Origin of the sequence: Aurantibrevibacter litoralis (assembly GCF_034651555.1) — a bacterium.
Taxonomy (GTDB): domain Bacteria; phylum Bacteroidota; class Bacteroidia; order Flavobacteriales; family Flavobacteriaceae; genus Aurantibrevibacter; species Aurantibrevibacter litoralis.
In genome coordinates this window covers 237,650-261,999 of record NZ_JAYEEQ010000002.1, presented here as the reverse complement: position 1 = coordinate 261,999, position 24,350 = coordinate 237,650, and the positions used below count along the sequence as shown (strand labels likewise).

Sequence of the window (24,350 nt, the reverse complement as noted above, 5' to 3'; positions counted from 1 at the left end):
TTATAGGGATTTAGTGTTGAATAGTGTCGTTATATTTTGTGATATCCAAAATGGTTATGGTCGCTTTAAGCGGCAGATTTGGACCAATTTTGTCATTATCGCCATGATAGCCGAATGCCAAGGACGACGGAAATAGAAATGTAGCCTTTTCGTTTTCTTTAAGCAATTTTATGCTATACCGTAGACCGGGAAAAAGACTTTCTTTGTCTACCACATAGGGAATGGTATCTATCTCGGCTTCAGTATAAATAATTTCGTTTTGCAAGGTACGCAGGGAGTACGTTAGCGTAACCAAATCGTCTGTTTTTGGGTAATAATTGGTTTGCGTGTTTTCCATTTCATAATAGTACCAAGAACCGCTGTTACTTGCCTTGTATTCGTGTAAGGTGTCCTTTGTAATGAGCTCTTGAATCAACCGTTCTTCCTCGGCTAAAAGTGCTTTATTGCGTTCGGCAGATTCCTTTATAAAACTTGCCGTTTTAGCCTTTATGGGGCGGCGAGGCTCCGGGCCGGTGCAGCCAAAAATCGATACCACAAATAATCCTAAAACTAAGAGCCTCATACGTTAAGTTTAGCTTTATACTTTTCTAGAAGTGAAACGAAATAATCGGTAGTTTCTTGTAACGAAAGATTACTTTTACCTCCTGCGGCATTGTCATGGCCACCCCCTTCAAAATGTGCTCTTGCGAATTCATTAACAGAAAAATCACCCTCTGATCGAAAAGATATTTTTATAATACGTTCTTCACTGTTTTCGATAAAGATGACCGCAAAACGAATACCATCTAGCGTAAGACCATAGTTTACAAATCCTTCTGTATCTCCTTTCTTAAAATTATGGGCATCTAATTCGGTCTGACTCAAGGTGATGTAGGCTGTTCGGTATTCCGGTAAAATCACCATATTTTTTAAGGCACAGCCCAAAAGATGTAAGCGATCCGGCGTGTTGGTATCGAAAATTCGATTATGAATCTCGGTATTGTTTGCACCTTTATCGATGAGATCCGCAGCCACACGATGGGTTCTGCTCGTAGTTGTTTTATATTTAAACGATCCGGTATCTGTAAGTATCCCGGCAAATAGACAATTAGCGATTTCGGCACTTAGGGTATCCATATCACCCAAAAATTCAATGAAGTTGTAGACCATTTCACAAGTAGAACTCATACCTACATCGGTGTACATAATGTGCGCATAATCTGCCGGCTCCTGATGATGGTCTATCATTACAAATGTCGCCGTTGCATTTTCGAGTAACGACTGCATTTGTCCGATGCGTCCTAAGTGATTAAAATCTAAGGTGAAAATTACCGATGCCTTCTCAATTAACTTCTTGGCATGATCGGCTTCTTTTTCAAAATTTAAAATCCGTTCACTGCTTGGCATCCATTTTAAAAATTTAGGAAAATCATTGGGTGCTATTACGTACACTTCATGGCCTCCTTTTTTTAGATAATGCCACAGCGCCAATGTGGCTCCAATGGCGTCACCATCTGGATTTTTATGTGGTACTATGACAATGGTTTGCGGTTGAGAAAGTAAGGCTTTAGCCGCTTTTATATGCTCTAAATTCATGGCGGCAAATATACAATTTAATAACATAGCCCTAGATGGCAAATGCGTATTTTTGATCCATATAAAATTCGGAAACATGAAAAATGTACTTTTCGCCTGTTGTTTTTTGATTTTGGTTTACGCCTGTAAGTCATCAAAATCTATTATAAAAGCGAAGGATGCTACATCAGATTTTACGTTGGCTTTTGGTTCGTGCAATAAGACAAGCTTGGAGAACGAATTATGGGATGATATTCTGGCAGCGCACCCTGATGTTTGGATTTGGGGAGGTGATATCATCTACGCAGATACAGAGAACATGGCGCAAATACGGCATATGTATGAGGCACAGAATAGGGTTGACGGATATCGCAGGGTTAAAGAAAAAATACCCGTGATTGGTACGTGGGATGATCATGATTACGGGCTAAATGATGGTGGGGTAGAATTTGTTTCAAAAGTAGGCAGTCAGCATGCTTTTTTAGATTTTATGAATGTTCCTGAAGCCAGTCCAAGGCGCACCCAAGAGGGCGTTTATGCGGCACATGACTATGTTTTGGCTCAAGGGAGCATAAAGGTGATTGTGCTGGATACGCGCTATTTTAGGACGGCACTAACGCCCGATACGGTAACGCAAAAAAGGAACAGGCCCAATACTTACGGCGAGGGCACCCTTCTTGGCGACACACAATGGATATGGTTAGAAAATCAGTTGACCTCATCGAAGGCCAATTTTAATGTGATTGTAAGTAGTATTCAGGTATTGTCGGCAGAACACGGTTTTGAGACTTGGGGCAATTTTCCGCATGAAACCGATCGATTGTTGCACCTTATTGCAAGTTCCAAAGCGCAGGGTGTTGTTGTCTTATCGGGGGATAGGCACATATCGGAATTTTCAAAAAAACGTATACCGAATCTAGGGTATCCGTTGGTCGATTTTACAAGTAGCGGCCTTACGCATACCTATACTTCTTATTCCGGGGAACCCAACCCGTACAGAATTGGAAATGTGGTTACAGAAAAAAGTTTTGGTCTGGTAAAATTCAATTTTAAAACCAATCAAGTGCGCTTTAAAATGATAGGGAATCATGGAGAAGTGTTAGGAAGTTATCAGGAAAACTACTAAACCTTTGTAGTTTTAGAATAAAGCGTATTTTTGCGCAAAATTAGAATACATGATATCGAACAGAACATTTACCATGATAAAGCCTGATGCCGTTGAGAATGGCCATATTGGTGCCATATTGGAAAAAATAACTTCGGCCGGATTTAAGATTGTGGCTATGAAGTATACCCGCCTAAGCAGAAGGGATGCGCAAGAATTTTATGCCATACATAAAGAAAGACCATTTTTTGGTGAGTTGGTCGATTTTATGACTAGAGGTCCTATTGTCGCAGCAATTGTTGAAAAAGACAATGCCGTTGAAGATTTTAGAGCCTTAATCGGTGCTACCAATCCGGCTGATGCCGCAGCAGGTACCATCCGTAAATTGTACGCTACCGATATTGCCGAGAATGCCATTCACGGTTCGGATAGCGACGAAAACGCAGCCATTGAAGGGGCATTTCATTTTTCAGGAAGGGAAATATACTAAAATTGCGCTAGCGCAACGCAAAAAGCCCTGTTTTTTAGGGCTTTTTGCGATTTAATCTTTTAGTCTAATCAAAATAGAAAGCAATTTGCACCGTTTTTATTTTATCGTAAAACTAATTTTTTTATGAGTTCCTTACCCAATTCTTCATTAAGCATAGCAATAATTTTAGATCTCCCATAGCTCAATTCCTCCCGCAGTACCGAAGAAGATAAAGACACAAAAAGCACATCATTTTGCAAATCAATTTCTGTGGTATACGTATTTACGCCGTTGCCCATTAATTTTTTCCAAGCCTCCCGGGCATGTACCTTATCCATGCCTTTTTCTAGGTTATGTTCGTGAATAAACTCTTTTAGGACATCGTTTAAAGAAAGATCACTATTTTTTCGCTTAGCCATTACTTTGTGATGTTTATGGGTTGATATCGTTTATATCGATATACAATCTGTTGCTGATCTATTACCGAAAAATGGTTTTCCGAAAGTGCAACAAGGTGTTCCTCCCATTCCGTATCCTCTTTTTTGTATACGCATACAAAACCATCCTTTTTTTTAAGGATCGTGAAAAATTCGGCATCATTAGAAACATGGTACGTGCCGTGTAAAGTGGGTTGTACTTTTTTTCTAAACCCTTTTAGCCCTTCCACTTCAATATAATCTATGGTCGTATTGGCTTTATATGTTTTGTCTGTGCCATCGGAAAAAAGTACTTTTTCAATCTCCCAATACCCATTAAGGGTGGCAATATCGTCTACCTTAATTTTTTCTGTACAGGAGGTAAAACTAAAACACAAACCAACAAAAAGAAGATTTTTTAGTGATGCAAAAAAAAATCCTAAGCTATTGTTATGAATTTGGTTATACCTGTTCGGATGCTTCATTTTTTTAAATTTTCTATGTATAGCTTTTTGTCCACACAAAATTATAGTTTAAAAATTTTGTAGGATTGATGCGTTTTTTTTATCACATTTTCGGTGCGTGTTGCATGGGTATCGCTTATAAAAATTTGACCAAAAGTGTCCTTCTCTACTAGTGCTATTATGTGTGCCACCCGGTTTTCGTCTAACTTGTCAAAAATATCATCTAAAAGGAGGATTGGCGTTGTTTTTGCTTTTTCTTTTAAAAAATAAAACTGAGCTAACTTTAGGGCAATTAAAAAAGATTTTTGTTGCCCCTGACTCCCAAATTTTTTTATAGGATACCCTTCTATTTCAAAACTCAGGTCATCTTTATGGATACCGGCTGTGGTGTACTGAAGGTATCGATCTCGTTCTAAGGTTTCTTCTAACAAGATGGCCAATTCGTTCTGTTGTAACAGACTTTCATAGGTAAGCGAAACAGCTTCTCCATGCCCCGAAATAGCTTCGTATTGTGCTTTAAAAATAGGCACAAAAGAAGATAGAAACGAGGCTCTTTTTTTGTAAATAGCCATTCCGTGGGTATGTAATTGTTCGTTATAAACCGACAACGTAGTTTGGTCAAAGGTTTGGTTGGCAAAGAAATATTTTAGTAAGGCATTGCGTTGCGAAAGAATTTTATTGTATTTTACAAGTTCCTGAAGGTATTGGTTGTCCGATTGGCAGAGCACTCCGTCTATAAACTTCCGTCGTGTGTCACTTCCTTCTGTAATAAGATCCCGATCTGCGGGTGAAATAATGACTAAGGGCAAAAAGCCAATATGGTCCGAAAATTTTTCGTAGGGCTTCCCATTTCTTTTTATAATTTTTTTTGTACCTTTTTTAAGGCTGCATACAATGTTTTCGTCTCGGTCTTCCTTTTTAAAAGCACCATCGATTAAAAAGAAATCTTCGCCGTGTTTAATATTTTGCGTGGCTATAGGATTAAAATAACTCTTGCCAAAAGAAAGATGGTAAATGGCGTCTAAGACATTAGTTTTTCCCACCCCATTATTCCCCACGAAACAATTTATTTTGGGTTCAAATTCAAAATTTTGTGAACTAAAGTTTTTATAATTAAGGAGCGATAATTTTTTAAGAAACATTGCTGGGGTGCCAAAATTTACGTGCTATAGCTAAGAAGGTGCAAAATATCGAAAAATAACGAATAATTTACCTTTCGGTTTTGGATAAAAACTTTATTTTTGCCCGATTAATAAAAATTATAATGGCCACATACAAGAAAAAGGGTTTTAAGCCAAAAAGTAAAGCTGAAGAGAAAGAGATCGATGAGCAGAATAGTACCACGGCTGAAGTTTTTAGTTCCTTGGATCAAAGTGCCTCAAAAACAGAAGAGTGGGTTTCCAAAAACCAAAATTATATTTTAGGCATCATAGGCGTTATTGCCGTAGGGGTTTTGGGCTATTTAGGCTATCAACAGTTTGTGCTAAAACCTAAAGAAAGTGCAGCTGCCACCGAAATGTATTATCCACAACAGTATTTTAGTGAAGCATTGGAAAGTACCACGCAAAAAGATTCTTTATTTTCTTTAGCGTTAACAGGTGCCGAAGGAAAATACGGGTTTTTAGATATTATTTCTGAGTACAAAGGAACTAAGACGAGTAATTTGGCCCATTATGCGGCGGGCATGGCCTATTTAAACATGCAAAACTATCAAGAAGCTATTTCTCATTTAGAAGATTTTTCGTCAGACGACATCATTCTGGGCGCATTGGCTAAAGGCGGTATCGGAGATGCATTTATGCAATTAGAACAACCTAATGAAGCGCTCAGCTATTACGAGAAGGCCATTGCTCATGGTGATAATGGATTTACAACCCCTAGGTTTTTGCACAAGGCAGGTGTTGCCGCCTTAGCGCTAAACCAAAAAAAGAAGGCGTTAGGTTATTTTAAGCGTATCAAGGAGGAATTTTCTTCCGCTACCGAGGCGGCCAATATAGATGCTTTTATAGGGTTGTCCCAAGAACCATAGCTCATGGCTACCGCTTCCAAAAATTTATCGGCATACGATAAGGAAAAACTCCCCGATCCGGCTAAGTTTCGCTTTGGCATTGTAGTGTCCGAATGGAATTCGGAAATTACCGAAGCGCTCTATCGGGGTGCCCTAGAAACCTTATTAGATTGTGGTGTAACTCGGGAAGCCATCCTGCGTTGGGATGTGCCCGGAAGTTTTGAGTTGGTCTACGGGTCTAAAAAAATGATACAAACAGAAAATGTAGATGCGGTTATAGCCGTGGGAAGTGTTATTCAGGGCGAAACAAAACATTTCGATTTTGTGTGTAGCGGTGTCACTCAGGGCATTAAAGACCTTAATGTGGTATTAGATGTTCCGGTAATTTTCTGCGTGTTAACGGATGATACCCTTCAACAGGCCAAAGACCGTAGCGGTGGAAAGCACGGTAATAAAGGTGCCGAAGCAGCTATAACGGCTATAAAAATGGCGCACATCAACTCCCTTTCCTAATCTCGCTTTTATTTCAGTTTATAATTTATCATAGCCATTTTTGATGGGTGTTAACAATTTTTGGCAGTGGATCTGCCTTGTAATTTTTCTATTTTCAGTAAATTTGAACTTATGAGTTTAATGGGAAAATTTACAAAATTAAGATCCAATAAAAAATACGGCTATACCCCCCGATACTACGATGATAAAGGTGCCGGAAGCCCCTATAAAATAGAGCACAAGCTCGATAAATTTCGTTCAACGGTACAAACCCCTAAAGGGTTGAAGGGTAAATTTAATAATGCCATGTCCGATCTCCGAAACCAAGGAGATCGCAATGCGCGGGTACGTTTCTTGGTTATTTTGCTCATTTTACTTTTTATCGTTTTGTATATTATAGATTTTGATTTGTCTATATTCACTTTTCGCTAATGGCAGATATCATTCAACTTTTGCCAGACCATGTTGCAAATCAAATAGCAGCCGGGGAGGTGGTTCAGAGACCCGCCTCTGTGGTTAAGGAGCTTTTAGAAAATGCTATAGATGCGGAAGCCGCATGCATAAAGCTCATTGTGAAGGATGGTGGAAAAGCACTTATACAAGTTGTAGATGACGGCTTAGGAATGAGTGTTACCGATGCACGGCTAAGTTTTGAGCGCCATGCCACCTCCAAAATTAAAAATGCAGAAGATTTGTTTCAGCTCCGAACCAAAGGGTTTCGGGGCGAGGCCTTGGCGTCTATTGCTGCGATAGCGCATGTAGAAATGCAAACAAGGCCGGAACATTCGGAAACCGGTACACGCATTAGAATAGAAGGTAGTAAACTCATGGATCAGTCCGTTGTAGTACCCCCTAAGGGTACTTCCATGGCGGTAAAAAATCTTTTCTTTAATATTCCTGCGCGTCGTAATTTTTTAAAATCCAATCAGGTAGAATTTCGACACATATTAGACGAGTTTCACCGGGTAGCTTTGGCTCATCCTAGCATCGCTTTTTATCTGTATCACAATGGTAGTGAGCTGTATAATTTGCCAAAAACTGTGTTTAAACAACGAATTGCCCATGTTTTTGGCGGGAAAATTAATGAGCGTTTGGTACGCGTGCAAGAGGATACTCAAGTACTTAAAATTTCGGGATACATTTGTAAACCGGAGTTTGCCAAAAAGAGTAGGGGAGAACAGTTTTTCTTTGTAAATCAGCGATTTATTAAAAGTCCGTATTTACATCATGCCGTGGTGGCTGCCTTCGAAGGTTTAATTAAGCCAGATAAATATCCGGGATACTTTCTTTGTTTAGAAGTAGATCCTTCGTCTATCGATATCAACATACATCCTACCAAAACGGAGATTAAGTTTGATGATGAACACACCTTATATGCCCTTTTGCGTTCGGCAGTAAAGCATAGTTTGGGGCAGTTTAATGTGGCTCCTGCGCTGGATTTTGAGCAAGATCAGAATTTGGAAACGCCTTATGCCTATAAAAATAAGGAAGCAGCATTTCCCAGAATTTCAGTCGATTCCGGATTTAATCCTTTTAAAGAAGGCGCACCGCTTAGCTCCGCACGTTCTAAATATCAGGCAAGCAAGGTAGAAGGCTGGGAGCAGATGTTTGAGGGCTTACAATCGGGACAAGATGCAAATACCAATTTTAGTAGCCTTACTTTTGAATCGGATAGCATTACGGGTTCTATTTTTGAACCTGCCGATGATGTTTCGGACATGGTTTCCAAAACCTTTCAAATGCGCCGAAAATTTATTGTAACTACCATACGCTCAGGGATGCTTGTTATCGATCAAAATAGAGCGCACCAAAGGGTTCTTTACGAGAAATTTTTGAATAATATGACAGTTACTAAGGCGACATCACAACAATTATTATTTCCTTTGTTGCTCTCGTTTTCCAAGGCCGATATAGCTGTTTTATCGGAAATTAACGACAGTTTGCAGCATATAGGTTTTATGTTTAATATTCAAAAAGACGGGCATATCCAAATTACGGGTTTACCTTTGCATGTGCAAGAGCCCAATGTGGAAATGGTGTTAAAGCAACTAATTTCTGATTATACATCGGATGAAATGGTTGAAGAAGGATTTTTGCAAGCCAATGTCCTTTCTAAGGCCTTGTGTAAATCCTTGGCGGTAAAGACGGGCGTGGTTTTAGACCTAGCGTCTCAAACCGCACTGGTAAATGATCTTTTTGCCTGTAAAGAAAATAGGGTAAGTCCGTTTAATAAGTGCATTTATATTACCATAACGGAAAGTGAAATTGATAAAAAATTTTTATAGATGGGTAGAATAACCGATGCCGTAAAGCATTTGATCATTGTAAATGTACTGTTCTTTGTGGCTACATCACTCTATGGTGATCAAATGTATCAGTGGTTTTCGTTATGGTTTCCGGGGAATGCTAATTTTGAATATTGGCAGGTAGTATCGCATATGTTTATGCATGGCGGTCTCATGCACATTGCTTTTAATATGTATGCCTTGTGGGCATTTGGTACCCCACTGGAGCAATTATGGGGGCGTAATAAATTTCTGTTCTTTTATTTTTCTGCCGGATTAGGTGCTGCGCTTATCCATACGGGGGTTAACTATTATTATTTTAATCAAGGACTAGAAGTCTTAACGCAGGCGGGTATGCCCAAGGCGCAACTTATGGATATTATAGCCAGCGGCAAGTACAGTCCGGAATGGTATAATTTGGCATCTAAAAGTACTATTGATAATTTTTTAAGTTCGTATGCCACACCTGCCGTAGGGGCGTCCGGTGCTATTTACGGAATTTTGGTTGCTTTCGGGATGTCGTATCCCAATAGTGAACTTTTTCTTATATTTCTACCGGTTCCCATAAAGGCAAAGTACTTTATACCCGTATTAATTGGTCTCGATTTGTTCTCCGGTGTCACCGGATATTCATTATTTGGAAGCGGTATAGCTCATTTTGCACATGTGGGTGGTGCGTTATTCGGATTTATTATGATGTGGTATTGGAAGAAGAATCAGTTTAATAAAAATAGATGGGATTAACATGGATGCCGGAAATTTAAAATACCAATTTGCGAAATTGAATATTGCCGAGAAACTTATTGCGATAAATATTGTAGTGTTTATTGTAAATGGTCTTCTAGGGGCGTTGGGCGGTATTTATCTGGTACAATGGTTTGAGCTTCCAAAGGATTTCTTTGGTTTTATACAACAACCCTGGTCTCTAGTTACCTATGCGTTTTTCCATGCCGATTTTTGGCATATTCTTTGGAATATGGTGATGTTGTATTTTTCGGCGCGCATATTCTTGAATCTTTTTGGCACCAGAAGATTTGTGAATGTCTATTTTCTTGGGATTATTTTTGGGGGACTCCTATTTATGCTTAGTTACAATATTTTTCCCACCTTGGTAGGCTTAAATACGGCGCTTATTGGTGCGTCTGCCGGAGTTTCGGCGGTGCTTATATTTGTATGTGCCTACATTCCCAATCAAGATGTTCGGGTATTTTTCTTTACTATAAAGCTATGGCATGTAGGACTTGTGTTTGTACTGTTAGATCTGATACAAATATCGTCCGGAAGTAATATAGGAGGTCGATTGGCGCATTTAGGAGCTGCATTTTTTGGATATATTTATGCCAGACAGCTATTGGGTGGCAGAGATATAGGTGAAGGGTTTTCCCGATTTTTAGATAGTGTGGGCAACTTGTTTAAACCTAAAGAGGCGAAAAAGGCACCCTTAAAGACCGTGTACCGAAAGCAAAAAGCAAATGCAGGTCCTTCGGTAAATTACGATCAAGAAACAAGGCAGCGCAAAATAGATTCCATTTTGGATAAGATTAGTAAATCGGGTTACGAAAGTCTCTCTAAGGCAGAAAAAGATTTTTTGTTTAAAGCCGGTAAGGAAGACTAACCAAGGTGGCTGTAAAAAAAATGCTACACCGCATTATTTTGATGCTTAATTGCATCTTAGTAACCCTTTTGTTGCTGGCATGTATTGCGTCCTATATATCCTTAAACGCACTTTTGGTACTTTCTTTACTTAGTTTAACAGTGCCAATTTTGGTGTTTTTTAATATGTTTTTTGTGCTGTTTTGGGTGTGGCAGCGACGTCGTTATTTTCTTATTTCTGCTGTGGCTTTGGTTATGACTTATCTTGTCTTGGGTTCGTTTTATACGATCAATTTTGAGAAGTCGGATTTAGAAAACCAAAAGGAGCTGAAAGTACTCAGTTATAATGTACTGGGTTTTGATCGGTACCGTCGGCTTGAAGAGGCCGAGGTAACCCAAAAAATAGTCCATTTTGTTCGGGAACAAGACCCGGATGTAGTTGTTTTTCAAGAATTTAATTATAGAGAGGCGAAGCGCTTCGATCAATACTCCTATCACTTTGTCAATTATATTTTTAAGAACGAATCAAAAGTGCAACAGGCTATATTCTCTAAATACCCTATTGTTTCCCAAGGATCACTAGATTTTCCTGAAACCGGTAACAATGCCATTTTTGCTGATATCGTTTATCAACGAGATACAATACGGATATACAATGTGCACCTTCAATCGTTTAAGGTTATCCCCAACAGGGCTTCCATTTCGGGGGAACCTTCGGAAAAGTTGTTAAAAAGGATTCTGGAAACATTTCGCAAACAACGCGAACAGGCTACGCTTCTTAATGAACACCGAAAAAAAAGCCCCTATAAATCTATACTGTGCGGCGATTTTAACGCAACTCAATTTTCCAATGTGTACAGGATATTAAAAAAGGACATGAAGGATACTTTTTTGGAAAGAGGAGCGGGTTTTGGATCTACCTATAATCTTAGAGGGTTACCCTTTAGAATCGATTTTATTCTTACCGATAGCTCTTTTGAGGTTGTGGCGCACAAAAACTTCAAGATACAATTATCCGATCATTTTCCTGTAATGGCTACGATACGCTTGTAAAGTACGTCTTACATTAAACGACAATCTACCCAATCGGCCAAAATATGGATTAGTAACGCAAGACCCACTATGCGGGTTTTGGGAAAGCTAAAGAGTGCTACATAGATAGCAATGGCGCTATAGCTGTGTAGCGGATGAAACCCGATGCTACATCGAGTAGCATCAAAAACAGGTGTGGCAAGAAAATGATCTAGGTCGATAAGAATTCCGGAAAGCAAAATGAGAATTACCATTCCCCTTTTTTTTGTATAAAACAGGATGCCAATGACAATGGGCACTAAAAAATGGATGCCGTAATGCAAGAAGAATCTAAGCATGTAAAAATGATAGGTCTAGTTGTTGTAGATAATGCACGGCAGTGGGGCCTTCATTAAAAAGCAAATCTAGGGTACTTACGTTTTTTATAAAACCATGTTTGCTTCCAAAAACCTGAACATATTCGGGTTGTTGAATAGGAAGGGTTTGCTTTGGGTTTATGAAATACCGGGCGTCTAATCCGCCAGTAAAAACTAACTCGTATTGCGTTGTTTTATTTTGGGGCATAGGTATCTGAAGACAATCGCAAATGACCTGAAGTGTTTTTAGATTAAAATCCAAAAGAAAATCAAACGTGTCCTCAAATAAGGGGGCAATATCGTCCTCATAATATTCAAAAAAAGGTGAAGTTCGGTAGGCGGTTTGCAGGGTTCGCCAATGTTGTCGTTGCCAATGGTAGTCGTTATCGGGCCGCACTTCTTTGTAAGATTGTTTTCCTTGTGCCCCACCAATGTGTTTTATGGGAATGTTCATCATAAATAAGCCCCGATCTGTACAAATATAGGAACGATTACGGTAGGTTTGCTTTTGGTAATTGTCGCAAACCTCCCAAAGTACCTCATATTGCGCCATTACTGCAAAATGGGCAATATTTAAAAAGTAGCCGGGATGGAGTAGGGCGGTCACGCTTTGCTGTTTCGTTTAATTGTTGATGTGTTTATTTGTTTATTTGTTGATGCGTTTATTTGGATGAGTCAGGGGCAAATCACCGAATCACCGAATCACCGAATCCACAACTCTAGTTTCTACTGTTTATGCGTTTATGTGTTTATTTGTTGATGTGTTTATTTGGATGAGCCAGTGGCAAATCACCGAATCACCAAATCCACAGGTCTAGTTTTTAATGTTTATGCGTTTATTTGTTGATGTGTTTATTTGGATAAGCCAGGGGCAAATCACCGAATCACCGAATCACCGAATCCACAACTCTAGTTTCTACTGTTTATGTGTTTATGCGTTTATTTGTTGATGAGTTTATTTGGATGAGCCAGTGGCAAATCACCGAATCCACAAATCACCAAATCACCGAATCCACAAATCCACAAATTCACAACTCTAGTTTTTACTGTTTATTTGTTTATTTGTTGATGTGTTTATTTGGATGAGTCAGGGGCAAATCACCGAATCCACAAATCCACAACTCTAGTTTTTACTGTTTATTTGTTTATTTGTTGATGTGTTTATTTGGACGAGCCAGGGGCAAATCACCGAATCACCGAATCACCAAATCCACAACTCCTCAAAGTCACAAATCAACTTTTCTTTGCGTTTCGTTTCTTCCTAAAATAATCAAACCCAAAATAGGCTGCCAGTACAATCAGAAAATATTTAAAGTAAGAAACCGGTTCGCCTTTTCCATTAACGGTCGTAAAAACACGATCCCAACGAATCTTCCAATTCTTAATACCGTCATTAAAATTATCCACACTCATCCAAATAAATACCGGAGTGCCCACAATATGATTTTCGGGGACATAACCCCACGCCCGGCTATCTTCCGAGTGGTCCCGGTTATCGCCCATCATCCAGTAATAATCCTGGTTAAAGGTGTAACTGTTGGTAACCTCGCCATTAATACTTATTTGGTTACCGGATACCGAAATAGAATTTCCTTCATAATCCCTTATAATTTTTTTGTATAACGGAAGTGTTTCTAAAGTCAACGCCACTGTTTTTCCTGCTTCCGGAAGATAAATTGGCCCCATATTGTCATAATTCCACGGGTGGTTTGCACTTTGAGGAAACAAATTGTATCCAGCCTGCCCTTCGGGATCTATCGTTTGGATTACGGAGTCAATACCCGCTACCGTTCTTAATTTTTGAGCCATTTCGTCCGTGAGGGTTACTTCCCTTTTCCGATCGGTAATTTCTTTGAGTGCCAGACGGTTTTTTTGAATGATATCCGGACGTATGCCTTTACTATTGGAAACGATTATAATCTGATTGTTATTGGGATATACATAATATCCGTTTTGCTGCAGCGCCACATGCTGCTCTTGGTTCAAGGTTTGGGCAATATAGGTTCTGGTAAAATCGGTTACCCCTGCATCTTGCAATACTTTAGAGGAAACCCCATTTTGACCGTAGACCATATAGTCAAACTGTATTTTGGCTCGATCTGACAGTACAAGAGGTTTTCCGTTGATATGAACGCGACCGTTAATGACCTGAAGGGAGTCGCCCGGCGTGCCCACACATCGTTTTACATAATTCGATTTTTTATCGATAGGTTTTACGACCCCTTCTTCTCTTTTAAAAAATTGCCTAACGGTATCTGCCGGCCAGCTAAAAACTACAATATCGTTCTTTTTAACGTTTTTAAATCCCGGAATTCTAAAATAAGGGAGTTGGGGTTTGTTTAGATACGATTTTACATGGAGTATAGGCAATGTGTCATGCACCATAGGAGCGGCCACTGTGGTCATCGGCGTTCTTGCACCATAGTGAAATTTGCTCACAAACAGAAAATCGCCGATAAGCAAGGTTTTTTCTAATGAGGGTGTAGGAATGACATAAGGCTGTATAAAATAGGTATGCACTAAAGTGGCCGCTACAATGGCAAAAACAATGGAACTCACCCATTCTCCTAGGGCTGTGCCGGGGTGTAGACTCCGATCTTTTACATGTGTTACGTCTAAGGCATAGTTTACATAATAGATGTAAAATCCTAAAGTAAGCATGACCAACCATGTATCTATTAAGGTGTTTTTGCCAAAACTTCGTATGGTCTCTACCCAAATTACGGGAAACATCAGTAAATTGATGATCGGTATAAATAGTAAAATAACCCACCATTTAGGGCGCTTAATAATCTGCATCAACACTATAGCATTATACACTGGGATAGCCGCTTCCCATGCTTTTCTACCTGCTTTTACATATAATTTCCAGGTGCCTAAAAAATGTATAACCTGTACAAGTACTACAAAAAGGATCCATTGCGTTCCGTTCATTGCTGTTGGTTTTATTTTATCTAATGTTCAATCTAAAGATTCGCCGACCCTCGGGTCGGGGTTTCCAATTTACCTCTCCTTTGGAGAGGTCGGAACTGCCTTTTTGCAGTTCCGGGTGAGGTAAAATACAAAATTTTGGTTTTTGGTCTAAAGGCCAAAATGAAACTGGCGAAACACCCCTATGGCTTGCCTCGGGGATAGTCAGTTTCAAGAAATTTTTTATTGCTCTGATGTCGAAAGTTTGTTTCTGGTTTCCGAGTTTCTGATTTTTTGATTCCACTTTATTTGTAAAAGGTCTTGAGTTTAAAAAAACATATATCAGTATTCACTTTTTATGTCTTATTTCTATTTTAAAAAATTCGTTTTCATTATTGGATTTTCGTTTATGCATTCACGCTATATTTAAAATTCATAATTTAAAACGCAACATTTTAATTTCTTTTTTTTTGCTACTGAATACTGCATACTGAATACTGAATACTGAATACTTTGTACTAATTACTTTGTCGCTTTCAACCCCAATACATCTTTCATACTAAAAACGCCTTTTTTACCTAGAATCCATTCCGCTGCGATTACGGCACCTAATGCAAATCCCTCTCGGTTGTGTGCGGTGTGTTTTATTTCGATACTGTCTACTGTGCTTTCATACGTAACGGTATGTGTACCCGGTACAGAGTCGATTCGTTTGGAAACGATGGCCAGTTCTTTGTCCGATGCTTCGTTTAATTTCCATTGTTCATAAGTGCTATTAGCGATGATATCTTCGGCCAGAGTAATTGCGGTTCCGCTTGGGGCATCTAATTTTTGGGTATGGTGAATTTCTTCCAACGAAATGGCGTACTGACTTAAATTTTTCATCATTTGAGCCAAATAGACATTTAATTCAAAGAAAATATTGACTCCCAAACTGTAGTTTGATGCATAGATAAACGCACCATCTTTTTCGTTACAAAAGGCAACAGCTTTCTCATAATCTTTGAGCCAACCCGTGGTGCCCGAAATAACGGGAACTCCGTTTGAGATGCAATTTATGATATTCTCAAAAGCCGCATTAGGCATACTAAAATCTATGGCCACATCAATTTTGCTAAAATCAATTTCGGGAGAATCTACATCTACTTTGGCGCCTATGGTATGGTTTCTCTGCTGCGCAACCTGCGCAATCATTTTACCCATTTTACCATAGCCGAATAAGGCAATATTCATTAGATTAAAATTTTAGGATTAAAGCCATACCGTAGGTGGGGTTGGCCGTTATGGGATCAAGATCTAGAAATGGCTTAAAATCCATACTTAAATTATCATCCACATTAAACTGTTTTAAATGTGCATCTACATTGGCATCCACGATATTCAGCACATAGAGTCCTATGGTAATTAATAGAGCCAAATCCCTGTCTCGTTGAAAGCGTTCCTGACCACTTTCTAAAGCCTCGTTCGAAAAATCGGGTAAACCGTTCGGATTGCCATCTCCATTTAGATCAAAAAACTCATCGTTGGTAAAGCCTGCCTGCCTGCTTTTAAAGGCGTCTCGAAAACGATTATATTGGTCGTTATTCCATGTATATGCATAAACACCTGTGCCAATCGCAGCGTACACAATGGGTACTTTCCAATAACGACGATTGTAAATTTGTCCCAATCCGGGAATTACCGCCGAATAAAAAGCCGCTTTACTCGGGGCAAGCGGATTGATTTCTTTTCGCTTGTAAAGCACAGAATCGTTAATAACAATTCCTTTTTTTTTTAGATCTACGCGTACAGAATCTGGGGTTTGGGTGTCCACTTCTGTTTCTTGTGCGCTCGCTAGTGCAACAAAAAAGAAAAGAGTAAGCAAAAGAATGAGGCTGTTATGCACCCGTAATTAATTTTTTAAGGCGTTTAAATTCTTCTTCAGAATGGAAAGCTATGGTCATTTTTCCTTTGCCATTGGCGGTGGCTTTAACTTCTATTTTGGCAGCCAAGTACTCCGTTAATTCAGGTATACTAGAGGCTATATAGGGAGGTGTAATTGCTCTTTTTTTAACGGGTTCACTGGGTTTGGCTTTACCTTCCTGATGTTCTCTTACTAATTTTTCGGTTTCCCGAACAGAAAGATTTTCGCCTATTATTTTTTCATAAAGGGCAAGCTGATCTTCCTTTTTATCTATATTGACTAGCGCCCTGCCATGACCCATGCTCATAAAGCCATCGCGCATGCCCGTTTGTAGAATAGGATCTAATCGCAATAAACGCAAATAATTGGTAATGGTAGATCGTTTTTTGCCAACCCTGTCACTTAATTTTTCTTGGGTAAGTTCTATTTCGTCAATAAGTCGCTGATAGGACAGCGCAATTTCTATAGGATCCAGATCTTGTCGTTGTATGTTTTCAACAAGAGCCATTTCTAGAGATTCCTGATCGTTAGCTATGCGAATATAGGCCGGAATACTTTCTAATCCAATTAGTTTAGATGCTCTATAGCGTCGTTCTCCGGAAACTAATTGGTAGGTGTTAAATGCAATTTTCCGAACAGTAATGGGTTGAATAACCCCCAATTCTTTTATTGAACTGGCCAATTCCCGAAGTGCCTCATCGTTAAAATTAGACCGGGGCTGAAAAGGGTTTACCTCAATAGCGTCAATATCTAATTCTACGATACTACCCACCACCTTATCGGCATTTTTATCGCTAGCCGATCGTATATCGTTATCCGGATCTTTTAATAAAGCAGATAGCCCTCTGCCTAAGGCTTGTTTTTTTGTTGCTTTTGCCATTACGCAATTTCCTTGTTTTTCTTTAATACTTCATTCGCCAAGGTTAAGTAATTGGCAGCTCCTTTGCTGCTTGCATCGTATTTAATAATACTTTCGCCATAGCTTGGCGCCTCGCTTAAGCGCACATTTCGTTGTATAATGGTATCAAAAACCATATCACTAAAGTGCTTTTTTACTTCTTCAACGACTTGATTTGAAAGTCGTAATCGGGAGTCAAACATCGTTAGCAAAAGGCCTTCAATGTCCAAATCCGCATTGTGTATTTTCTGAACACTTTTTATGGTATTTAATAATTTACCAAGGCCTTCCAAAGCAAAATATTCACACTGTATAGGAATCATGACAGAATCTGCCGCAGTAAGGGCATTAAGGGTTAATAGCCCTAAGGATGGTGCACAGTCTATGAGAATATAATCATAATCTTCCCGCAATACGCCAATGGCCTTTTTCATCATATATTCCCGTTCTTCTTTATCTACCAATTCAATTTCGATCGCTACAAGGTCTATGTGAGATGGGATGAGGTCTACATTAGGAGATGAAGTGGATATAATAGTTTCTTTGGCGGTTTTGGTGTGCTCCATTAATTGATAGGTACCAATTTCAATGGTTTCTACATCTATTCCGAGTCCAGATGTAGCATTGGCCTGAGGATCTGCATCAATCAATAACACCTTCTTTTCCAGTACCCCCAAAGCTGCCGCTAAGTTTACGGTAGTCGTGGTTTTACCCACACCACCTTTTTGATTTGCTATAGCAATAATCTTGCCCATTACAGTCGTAAGTTAGGGGCTAAAAATACGATTATTTACGATGCTAAAAAATGTAATTTGTTAACACGGGGTGAATAACTAGCGTATACCTTGTTAAAGTGCGTTAAATTAATCCGTCATTGTTGCAGCACCTTAAGTGACTGATTCCTTAATCCATTAAAATCTCCAAAATTTGAATGGCGGCATCGCTTATGGGTGTCCCCGGGCCATAAATAGCAACCACTCCGGCCTTAAAGAGAAATTCGTAGTCCTGTTTGGGAACAACACCTCCAACAATAACCATAATGTCTTCTCTGCCGTAGCTTTTAAGTGCATCAATAACTTTTGGTACCAGCGTCTTATGACTACCTGCCAAAGTAGAGATGCCCAGTATGTGTACATCATTTTCTACAGCCTGCTTAGCCGTTTCTGCCGGAGTTTGAAACAAAGGGCCAATATCTACATCAAAGCCAATATCGGCATAAGCGGTAGCGACTATTTTGGCACCTCTGTCGTGTCCGTCTTGTCCCATTTTAGCAATCATAATGCGGGGTCGGCGTCCCTCCTCTATAGCAAAAAGGTCTGCCAACGCACAGGCTTTTTTAAAACTTTCGTTATTTTTAATTTCTTTAGAGAACACGCCACTTATTGCATTAATTGGTTCTGTATGCCTCTCAAAGACTTCTTCTAGTGCACTGCTTATTTCACCAAGAGTGGCTCTAGCTTTGGCAGCATCGATGGCTAAAGCTAGTAAATTTTTGCTTACTGCATTAGGATCGTTGTTTTTATAAGATTTGCTGCTTTTTTCCCTGGCAGCTATTTTTAATTCTTCAAGCGTATTTTTTACGGTCTTAGCATCTCTTTTTTGTTTTATGGAGGTAAGAAATGCGATTTGCTTTTGCCGAACTTCTTGGTTGTTTACCTCTAATATTTGTAGCGCATCATCTTCATTCCAAGGTATTTTATTTACGCCAATAATGCTTTCTTTTCCGTCATCGATTCGTGCTTGTTTTTTGGCGGCAGCCTCTTCAATTTTCATTTTAGGTATGCCCGATGCTATAGCAATGGTCATTCCGCCTAGCTCTTCTATTTCTTGAATTAGTGCCCACGCTTTTGTGGCAAGTTCGTTCGTTAGGTACTCTACATAATAACTGCCCGCCCAAGGATCTACGGTTTTTGTAATTTTTGTCTCGTCCCTAAGATAGAGTTGGGTGTTTCTGGCAATACGTGCCGAAAATTCGGTGGGTAAGGCTATGGCTTCATCTAGGGCATTGGTGTGTAGGCTTTGTGTGCCTCCAAAAACAGCGGCGGCGGCTTCAATGGTAGTTCTGGCGACATTGTTAAATGGATCTTGTTCGGTGAGGCTCCAGCCACTGGTTTGAGAGTGGGTTCGGAGCATAAGCGATTTTTCATTTTTAGGTTTAAATTGCCGTACCAACGTAGCCCAAAGCACCCGGGCAGCCCGCAATTTGGCAATTTCCATAAAATGATTCATTCCTATACCCCAAAAAAAGGAAATTCGAGGTGCAAAATCGTCGATGCGCAAGCCTGCTCTAAGGCCGGTACGAATGTATTCCAAACCATTGGCCAGCGTATAGGCCAATTCTAACTCAGCCGGGGCACCAGCTTCATGGATATGATAGCCAGATACGCTGATGCTGTTATATTTGGGCATATACTTGCTGGTATATTCAAAAATATCAGACACGATAAGCATGGAGGCTTTTGGCGGATAGATATAGGTGTTGCGTACCATAAATTCTTTTAGAATGTCATTCTGTATGGTACCCGATAGCTGCTCCGGATGTACACCTTGTTCTTGAGCTGCCACAATATAAAACGCTAAAATGGGCAAAACCGCACCGTTCATCGTCATGGACACCGACATTTTATCTAGCGGAATGGCATTAAACAGTATTTTCATATCTTCTACCGTATCAATAGCCACACCCGCTTTGCCCACATCGCCTTCCACGCGTGGGTGGTCGCTGTCGTATCCTCTGTGGGTGGGTAAATCAAAGGCAACAGAAAGCCCTTTTTGACCGGCTTTTAAATTCTCACGATAAAACGCATTGCTTTCTGCTGCGGTAGAAAATCCGGCGTACTGCCGTATCGTCCATGGCTTTTGCACATACATGGTGGGGTACGGACCTCTAAGAAAGGGTGGAAAACCTGCAGCAAAACCTAGATGTTTTAATCCAGAAATATCGCTGTGAGAGTACCGGGGTTTCAGGTCAATTCCCTCCGGGGTCTGCGTAATAGCCTCCTCATCTGTCTTTTCTTCCCAACCATATATCGTATTTTTGGATTTTTTTATGGTGGTTTGCAATTGCAAATGTTGCAGATTTTTTCTATTCATGATCCAACCTTTTTTGTTCCAAGACTTCCGCCAATCGCCGTATTATAATGGGCTCCAGGAAGGTTTTTATGCGGTTGGTTTTTACAAAGGGATAGCGTTGCAGTTCCACTTTCATTTTTTCGTCCGGCAGGGCATAGGCATTGGTTCCTACCAAAACTTCCTTGCCTTCCGCAAAACGTTGTTGCTCTTTAGCAGCATTTTCCTTTATTTTTTTTTGAATGGTATGTGCTTTTAGTTGTGCCAGAAATCCACCGCCCTGTTCAATGGATTTGAATAAGGCTAACGATTTTTCTGCCAGTTGTTGCGTTACCGATTCCACGTAATAACTGCCGTCTGCCGGATGTGCTACGGCACTCAAATAACTTTCGTGTTTTAGTACTAAAAGCTGATTTCTGGCGATGCGTTGGCCAAAATCATTTTCTTTGTGGTACACTGCGTCGTACGCTACATTAGAAATGGTATCGGCACCACCCATAATCGCTGCCATACACTCCATAGTAGTGCGCAACATATTGGTATTATAGCTGTATATGGTTTTGTTCCGTAGCGTAGGGGTGGCCAAAATATGGCATTCCCAGGAAATATCATATTCGCTAGCAAGGGTGTTCCATAACTGTCTGAGGGCTCTTAGCTTAGCAATTTCAAAGAAATAATGGCTGCCTACCGCCACCTTAAAAACGATTCGTTTGCAAGAAGTTAATTGCTTTGTACTGGCCAAAAAATGGATATATTCGTGGGCATGTGCTAGGGCATAGGCCAATTGTTGCACCTTGTTGGCTCCTGCGTTTTGGTAGAGGCTGCTGTCTACGCTTAGTGCAAGATTGGAACCATGATTTATTCCGTTGGAAAGCATTTCCCAATCTTTTTTTTCGTTGAAAAACCAATTTCCGGTTTGGGCAAGGTGTCCTATAGGATCTACACAGAGGTAGGTCGCTGTAAAATGTTGTAATTTTTTGATATCGCTAATTTCGGGTAAAAATTGAGGATAGCAGTGCACCGGAATTTCAGGTTTGTTAAGCCCTTGCAGTACTTTAGGGATGGGTACTTCGTTTGATGGAAGATTAAAAATAAGACTTTCTGCCCCTTGTTGCACTGCTTCTACTGCTTTTTTATTGGCGATTACCGCATTTCCGGCATAAATAAGTTGACCAATTTTCCACCGTTTTTCGGCGTTGGTAGGAGTTGCTAAGGTATTTTCGGCACTATCTTCGGCGGTATAAAAAGGTTTTACCTTGATGCCTTCGGGAGTTTCCCAAATTAGGGTATTCGCATAATCTGCACCATCAAGTTCAAATTGAATTTTTTGTTTCCAAACTTTGGGTGAAATGGTATCAAAAGCCTCAAAAAGATCAGTTTTGGGCATTTTTTTTAGTTTTTATACTATCTGCATATTCAATTAAGTAGATTTCTTCGTTTTTTTTCTTGAGGTAATAATTTTCTCGGGCAAATTTTTCCAGTTCTTTCTTGTCCGATAGTTTTTCAATCACTTTTTTATCTTCCTCAATCTCATCAAGCAGAAACTCTTTTTGTTTTTCCAACTTTCTAATTTCTTTTTTTAGTTCCCAATGTATCAGCAAAGAATTGGTATCAAAAAATGCCATCCAAATTACAAAAACAGTGAGCACCAGAACATACATATTGGTGAGAATACCAAACCATTTTTTGCCTTTAAGTTCTTTTAATTGCATGGGGGCTATACTATTTTTTCGTTGATTATGGTGCGTACAATATCTATGGCTACGGTATTGTGTTTGTTGTTGGGCATAATGATATCCGCAAATTGCTTTGAGGGTTCTATAAATTGCTCGTGCATCGGTTTTAATATAGACTGATACTTTTCTATGGTGTCGTCCAAATCCCAACCGCGCTCAATTACATCGCGCTTTAGTCTCCGAATGAGGCGTTCGTCCGAGTCGGTATGTACATAAATTTTAATATCGAACATGTGGCGTATTTCGGGATGTGTCAATATTAAAATGCCTTCAACAATCATTACTTTGCGAGGTGCGGTGGGTATGGTTTTTTCTGTACGATTGCACTCTAAAAAAGAATATACAGGTTGCAATATCGGTTTTCCGTCCTTTAGTGCTTTTAAGTGTTGAAGCAGTAGTTCAAAATCAATGGAATTGGGATGGTCAAAATTGGTGAGTCGGCGTTGTTCTAAATCTAAATGAGAAAGATCGTTATAGTAGGAATCTTGAGAGATAACGCCCACTTCCTCATGAGGCAATTCATTAATAATTTGATTTACCACCGTGGTCTTGCCACAACCGGTACCCCCTGCAATGCCAATAATCAACATAACACAATCAATTTTCACCAAAAATACGGATTTGAAATGGTATTGTTTATGCCGAGGGGTTTTGATTGTCTATTTTTGCAGCTCAAAATGCCGGAAAAGGGTTTTCCTTGGCATCTAAACGAACCACAGACGAATTAGCAAACACATGGTTGTTTCCAAAACTGACACAAATCAGCGCAATCCTAATTTTAAATTCGTGGCGTTAATGGCTGCATTAATGTCAATTGTGGCGTTGTCTATAGATGCCCTTTTACCTGCGATTTCGGATATTGGTATTGCTATCCGAAGTTTCAATGCTACAAACAACCAGCTTTTAATAACCATGATTTTTTTGGGTTTAGGAGTAGGGCAATTGCTTTTTGGACCGCTATCGGACAGTTTTGGTAGGAAACCCATCATTTATATTGGTTTTGTGGTGTTTCTTATAGCTAGTTTGCTGTGCGTGGTGGCACCCACATTAGAATGGATGATTGTGGGTCGTATTTTACAGGGGATCGGTTTGTCGGCACCTAGAACAATTACGATTTCCATTATTAGGGATACGTATAAAGGGGATTTTATGGCGAAGGTGATGTCCTTTGTTACGGCCTTTTTTATTCTTGTTCCGGTAATTGCCCCTGCCATAGGAAAGGTTATTTTAGACTATTTTGGATGGGAATCTATCTTCTATATGCAAATGTTTTTTGCTGTATTGGTGAGTATTTGGTTTTGGAAGCAACAGCCGGAAACCTTACACCCGGAGTACAAGATTCCATTCTCTGCGCACCTTTTTATAGACGGTATTAAAAAACTAATGCCGTACAAGGAAACGTTGGCGTTTACTATGATTTCCGGATTGATTACAGGAGCCTTTTTGGTGTATTTAAGTGCCTCTCAGCATGTATTTGAAGATCAGTATGGATTAAAAGATTCATTCCCTTACATTTTTGCAGGTTTGGCGGTATCTATTGGGTTATCTACCTTTTTGAACGGTACTTTGGTGTTGCGTTTTGGTATGCGGAGATTAGCATTCGCTGCACTTTCTGTTTTTAGTGCGATTGCCATTTTATATGTGTTTTTGTTCTGGAATACGGCCAACCCAAATGTCATAGTTTTGGTTGCTTTTTTGTCTGCCCAATTTTTTTGTTTGGGCTTTATGTGGGGTAATTTTCGATCTATAGCGATGGAGCCTATTGGTCATATTGCGGGTATTGGTGCCGCTTTAACCGGTTTTATTTCTACGATATTGTCCATTCCTATTGCCTCTTTTATTGGTCGTTTTGTAACCGATACGGTATTGCCGCTGTTTATGGGTTTGGCCGTTTGCGGCGTACTTTCCCTTTTTATATTTGCTGGAACATTAAAGCATAACAAAGTGAGATCGTAATACGGCAATGCACCCAAACCTCCGCTATAGGCATAGGAAGTTGTCAGCAGCGTTGTAAGGTACTTACCTATGCGAGGATTCGAGGATTCCGTGTAGTTCACATG

At 39.7% G+C, this 24,350-nt stretch carries 26 protein-coding genes; 10 read left to right on the top strand and 16 right to left on the bottom strand.

Features of this window, described 5'->3' with window-relative positions:
* Positions 1–10: 10 nt before the first annotated feature.
* A complete protein-coding gene (gldI, locus tag U1E44_RS03195) occupies positions 11–562 on the bottom strand; it encodes a gliding motility-associated peptidyl-prolyl isomerase GldI (RefSeq protein WP_322929600.1) in 552 nt (183 codons plus the stop codon).
* Positions 559–1,575 carry a DHH family phosphoesterase gene (locus tag U1E44_RS03190; protein ID WP_322929599.1) on the bottom strand — a complete coding sequence of 339 codons (1,017 nt, stop codon included), beginning with the start codon at positions 1,573–1,575 and terminating at the stop codon, positions 559–561. Before U1E44_RS03190 ends, gldI begins: the two co-directional genes overlap by 4 nt.
* Positions 1,576–1,651: 76 nt before the next feature.
* Between U1E44_RS03190 and U1E44_RS03185 the strand changes: the two genes are divergently transcribed.
* Together U1E44_RS03185 and U1E44_RS03180 are read left to right on the top strand one after the other, a co-directional pair.
* Entirely contained in the window at positions 1,652–2,680 is a 1,029-nt protein-coding gene (locus U1E44_RS03185) for an alkaline phosphatase D family protein (protein ID WP_322929598.1), read from the top strand.
* Between the two features lie 49 nt (positions 2,681–2,729).
* Positions 2,730–3,149 (top strand): nucleoside-diphosphate kinase, encoded by a 420-nt coding sequence (locus U1E44_RS03180; RefSeq protein ID WP_322929597.1) that lies wholly within the window; start codon positions 2,730–2,732, stop codon positions 3,147–3,149.
* Between the two features lie 101 nt (positions 3,150–3,250).
* Here U1E44_RS03180 and U1E44_RS03175 read toward each other — a convergent pair whose 3' ends face one another.
* Genes U1E44_RS03175 through recF form a run of 3 tightly spaced genes read right to left on the bottom strand, consistent with a single transcriptional unit; the run spans position 3,251 to position 5,150 of the window.
* A complete protein-coding gene (locus U1E44_RS03175; RefSeq protein ID WP_322929596.1) occupies positions 3,251–3,547 on the bottom strand; it encodes a DciA family protein in 297 nt (98 codons plus the stop codon).
* The gene (locus tag U1E44_RS03170) at positions 3,547–4,029 is read right to left on the bottom strand and encodes a hypothetical protein (protein WP_322929595.1); all 483 of its coding nucleotides are present in this window, start codon (positions 4,027–4,029) and stop codon (positions 3,547–3,549) included. Before U1E44_RS03170 ends, U1E44_RS03175 begins: the two co-directional genes overlap by 1 nt.
* A gap of 41 nt (positions 4,030–4,070) precedes the next feature.
* Complete coding sequence (recF, locus tag U1E44_RS03165) at positions 4,071–5,150, bottom strand: DNA replication/repair protein RecF (protein ID WP_322929594.1); 1,080 nt, start codon at positions 5,148–5,150, stop codon at positions 4,071–4,073.
* A 122-nt stretch (positions 5,151–5,272) separates the two neighbouring features.
* On the opposite strand from recF, the gene U1E44_RS03160 reads away from it, so the two are divergent.
* The 7 genes from U1E44_RS03160 (at position 5,273) to U1E44_RS03130 (ending at position 11,439) form a co-directional block, all read left to right on the top strand.
* Positions 5,273–6,037 carry a tetratricopeptide repeat protein gene (locus tag U1E44_RS03160; protein ID WP_322929593.1) on the top strand — a complete coding sequence of 255 codons (765 nt, stop codon included), beginning with the start codon at positions 5,273–5,275 and terminating at the stop codon, positions 6,035–6,037.
* Between the two features lie 3 nt (positions 6,038–6,040).
* Positions 6,041–6,529, top strand: a complete 489-nt coding sequence (gene ribH, locus U1E44_RS03155; protein WP_322929592.1) for a 6,7-dimethyl-8-ribityllumazine synthase — start codon at positions 6,041–6,043, stop codon at positions 6,527–6,529.
* Between the two features lie 120 nt (positions 6,530–6,649).
* Complete coding sequence (locus U1E44_RS03150; protein ID WP_322929591.1) at positions 6,650–6,940, top strand: hypothetical protein; 291 nt, start codon at positions 6,650–6,652, stop codon at positions 6,938–6,940.
* A complete protein-coding gene (gene mutL / locus U1E44_RS03145; RefSeq protein WP_322929590.1) occupies positions 6,940–8,793 on the top strand; it encodes a DNA mismatch repair endonuclease MutL in 1,854 nt (617 codons plus the stop codon). Before U1E44_RS03150 ends, mutL begins: the two co-directional genes overlap by 1 nt.
* Complete coding sequence (locus tag U1E44_RS03140) at positions 8,794–9,537, top strand: rhomboid family intramembrane serine protease (protein ID WP_322929589.1); 744 nt, start codon at positions 8,794–8,796, stop codon at positions 9,535–9,537.
* Between the two features lies 1 nt (position 9,538).
* The gene (locus tag U1E44_RS03135; protein WP_322929588.1) at positions 9,539–10,408 is read left to right on the top strand and encodes a rhomboid family intramembrane serine protease; all 870 of its coding nucleotides are present in this window, start codon (positions 9,539–9,541) and stop codon (positions 10,406–10,408) included.
* Positions 10,409–10,428: 20 nt separating this feature from the next.
* Positions 10,429–11,439, top strand: coding sequence for an endonuclease/exonuclease/phosphatase family protein (locus U1E44_RS03130; RefSeq protein ID WP_322929587.1), 1,011 nt, complete (start codon positions 10,429–10,431; stop codon positions 11,437–11,439).
* 8 nt (positions 11,440–11,447) lie between these two features.
* Here U1E44_RS03130 and U1E44_RS03125 read toward each other — a convergent pair whose 3' ends face one another.
* From U1E44_RS03125 to udk, 11 genes are all read right to left on the bottom strand, one after another.
* Positions 11,448–11,756 carry a DUF6122 family protein gene (locus U1E44_RS03125; RefSeq protein ID WP_322929586.1) on the bottom strand — a complete coding sequence of 103 codons (309 nt, stop codon included), beginning with the start codon at positions 11,754–11,756 and terminating at the stop codon, positions 11,448–11,450.
* The gene (locus U1E44_RS03120) at positions 11,749–12,381 is read right to left on the bottom strand and encodes a WbqC family protein (RefSeq protein WP_322929585.1); all 633 of its coding nucleotides are present in this window, start codon (positions 12,379–12,381) and stop codon (positions 11,749–11,751) included. Before U1E44_RS03120 ends, U1E44_RS03125 begins: the two co-directional genes overlap by 8 nt.
* Before the next feature lie 626 nt (positions 12,382–13,007).
* Entirely contained in the window at positions 13,008–14,708 is a 1,701-nt protein-coding gene (lepB, locus tag U1E44_RS03115) for a signal peptidase I (protein ID WP_322929584.1), read from the bottom strand.
* 498 nt (positions 14,709–15,206) lie between these two features.
* Complete coding sequence (dapB, locus tag U1E44_RS03110) at positions 15,207–15,917, bottom strand: 4-hydroxy-tetrahydrodipicolinate reductase (RefSeq protein ID WP_322929583.1); 711 nt, start codon at positions 15,915–15,917, stop codon at positions 15,207–15,209.
* A gap of 4 nt (positions 15,918–15,921) precedes the next feature.
* Positions 15,922–16,569, bottom strand: a complete 648-nt coding sequence (locus U1E44_RS03105) for a DUF5683 domain-containing protein (RefSeq protein WP_322929582.1) — start codon at positions 16,567–16,569, stop codon at positions 15,922–15,924.
* Complete coding sequence (locus tag U1E44_RS03100) at positions 16,562–17,467, bottom strand: ParB/RepB/Spo0J family partition protein (RefSeq protein WP_322929581.1); 906 nt, start codon at positions 17,465–17,467, stop codon at positions 16,562–16,564. The genes U1E44_RS03105 and U1E44_RS03100 overlap by 8 nt, the downstream gene beginning before the upstream one ends.
* The gene (locus tag U1E44_RS03095) at positions 17,467–18,240 is read right to left on the bottom strand and encodes a ParA family protein (protein WP_322929580.1); all 774 of its coding nucleotides are present in this window, start codon (positions 18,238–18,240) and stop codon (positions 17,467–17,469) included. The genes U1E44_RS03100 and U1E44_RS03095 overlap by 1 nt, the downstream gene beginning before the upstream one ends.
* Before the next feature lie 148 nt (positions 18,241–18,388).
* On the bottom strand, positions 18,389–20,578 hold the full coding sequence (gene scpA / locus U1E44_RS03090; RefSeq protein WP_322929579.1) for a methylmalonyl-CoA mutase: 2,190 nt from the start codon (positions 20,576–20,578) through the stop codon (positions 18,389–18,391).
* Positions 20,571–21,941, bottom strand: a complete 1,371-nt coding sequence (locus U1E44_RS03085; RefSeq protein ID WP_322929578.1) for a methylmalonyl-CoA mutase subunit beta — start codon at positions 21,939–21,941, stop codon at positions 20,571–20,573. Before U1E44_RS03085 ends, scpA begins: the two co-directional genes overlap by 8 nt.
* Complete coding sequence (locus U1E44_RS03080) at positions 21,928–22,266, bottom strand: FtsB family cell division protein (protein WP_322929577.1); 339 nt, start codon at positions 22,264–22,266, stop codon at positions 21,928–21,930. Before U1E44_RS03080 ends, U1E44_RS03085 begins: the two co-directional genes overlap by 14 nt.
* Before the next feature lie 5 nt (positions 22,267–22,271).
* On the bottom strand, positions 22,272–22,880 hold the full coding sequence (udk, locus tag U1E44_RS03075; protein ID WP_322929576.1) for a uridine kinase: 609 nt from the start codon (positions 22,878–22,880) through the stop codon (positions 22,272–22,274).
* 145 nt (positions 22,881–23,025) lie between these two features.
* On the opposite strand from udk, the gene U1E44_RS03070 reads away from it, so the two are divergent.
* Entirely contained in the window at positions 23,026–24,246 is a 1,221-nt protein-coding gene (locus U1E44_RS03070; RefSeq protein WP_322929575.1) for a multidrug effflux MFS transporter, read from the top strand.
* Positions 24,247–24,350: the final 104 nt, after the last annotated feature.

Bases quoted from the DNA above. Each gene is read 5' to 3' on its own strand.
- lepB (WP_322929584.1), bottom strand. From the start codon at position 14,708: ATGAACGGAACGCAATGGATCCTTTTTGTAGTACTTGTACAGGTTATA.
- U1E44_RS03080 (WP_322929577.1), bottom strand. From the start codon at position 22,266: ATGCAATTAAAAGAACTTAAAGGCAAAAAATGGTTTGGTATTCTCACC.
- udk (WP_322929576.1), bottom strand. From the start codon at position 22,880: ATGTTGATTATTGGCATTGCAGGGGGTACCGGTTGTGGCAAGACCACG.
- U1E44_RS03175 (WP_322929596.1), bottom strand. From the start codon at position 3,547: ATGGCTAAGCGAAAAAATAGTGATCTTTCTTTAAACGATGTCCTAAAA.
- U1E44_RS03095 (WP_322929580.1), bottom strand. From the start codon at position 18,240: ATGGGCAAGATTATTGCTATAGCAAATCAAAAAGGTGGTGTGGGTAAA.
- gldI (WP_322929600.1), bottom strand. From the start codon at position 562: ATGAGGCTCTTAGTTTTAGGATTATTTGTGGTATCGATTTTTGGCTGC.
- U1E44_RS03135 (WP_322929588.1), top strand. From the start codon at position 9,539: ATGGATGCCGGAAATTTAAAATACCAATTTGCGAAATTGAATATTGCC.
- U1E44_RS03140 (WP_322929589.1), top strand. From the start codon at position 8,794: ATGGGTAGAATAACCGATGCCGTAAAGCATTTGATCATTGTAAATGTA.
- U1E44_RS03170 (WP_322929595.1), bottom strand. From the start codon at position 4,029: ATGAAGCATCCGAACAGGTATAACCAAATTCATAACAATAGCTTAGGA.
- dapB (WP_322929583.1), bottom strand. From the start codon at position 15,917: ATGAATATTGCCTTATTCGGCTATGGTAAAATGGGTAAAATGATTGCG.
- U1E44_RS03150 (WP_322929591.1), top strand. From the start codon at position 6,650: ATGGGAAAATTTACAAAATTAAGATCCAATAAAAAATACGGCTATACC.
- U1E44_RS03070 (WP_322929575.1), top strand. From the start codon at position 23,026: ATGGTTGTTTCCAAAACTGACACAAATCAGCGCAATCCTAATTTTAAA.
- mutL (WP_322929590.1), top strand. From the start codon at position 6,940: ATGGCAGATATCATTCAACTTTTGCCAGACCATGTTGCAAATCAAATA.
- U1E44_RS03130 (WP_322929587.1), top strand. From the start codon at position 10,429: ATGCTACACCGCATTATTTTGATGCTTAATTGCATCTTAGTAACCCTT.
- scpA (WP_322929579.1), bottom strand. From the start codon at position 20,578: ATGAATAGAAAAAATCTGCAACATTTGCAATTGCAAACCACCATAAAA.
- ribH (WP_322929592.1), top strand. From the start codon at position 6,041: ATGGCTACCGCTTCCAAAAATTTATCGGCATACGATAAGGAAAAACTC.
- U1E44_RS03160 (WP_322929593.1), top strand. From the start codon at position 5,273: ATGGCCACATACAAGAAAAAGGGTTTTAAGCCAAAAAGTAAAGCTGAA.
- U1E44_RS03190 (WP_322929599.1), bottom strand. From the start codon at position 1,575: ATGAATTTAGAGCATATAAAAGCGGCTAAAGCCTTACTTTCTCAACCG.
- U1E44_RS03100 (WP_322929581.1), bottom strand. From the start codon at position 17,467: ATGGCAAAAGCAACAAAAAAACAAGCCTTAGGCAGAGGGCTATCTGCT.
- U1E44_RS03185 (WP_322929598.1), top strand. From the start codon at position 1,652: ATGAAAAATGTACTTTTCGCCTGTTGTTTTTTGATTTTGGTTTACGCC.
- U1E44_RS03125 (WP_322929586.1), bottom strand. From the start codon at position 11,756: ATGCTTAGATTCTTCTTGCATTACGGCATCCATTTTTTAGTGCCCATT.
- recF (WP_322929594.1), bottom strand. From the start codon at position 5,150: ATGTTTCTTAAAAAATTATCGCTCCTTAATTATAAAAACTTTAGTTCA.
- U1E44_RS03085 (WP_322929578.1), bottom strand. From the start codon at position 21,941: ATGCCCAAAACTGATCTTTTTGAGGCTTTTGATACCATTTCACCCAAA.
- U1E44_RS03180 (WP_322929597.1), top strand. From the start codon at position 2,730: ATGATATCGAACAGAACATTTACCATGATAAAGCCTGATGCCGTTGAG.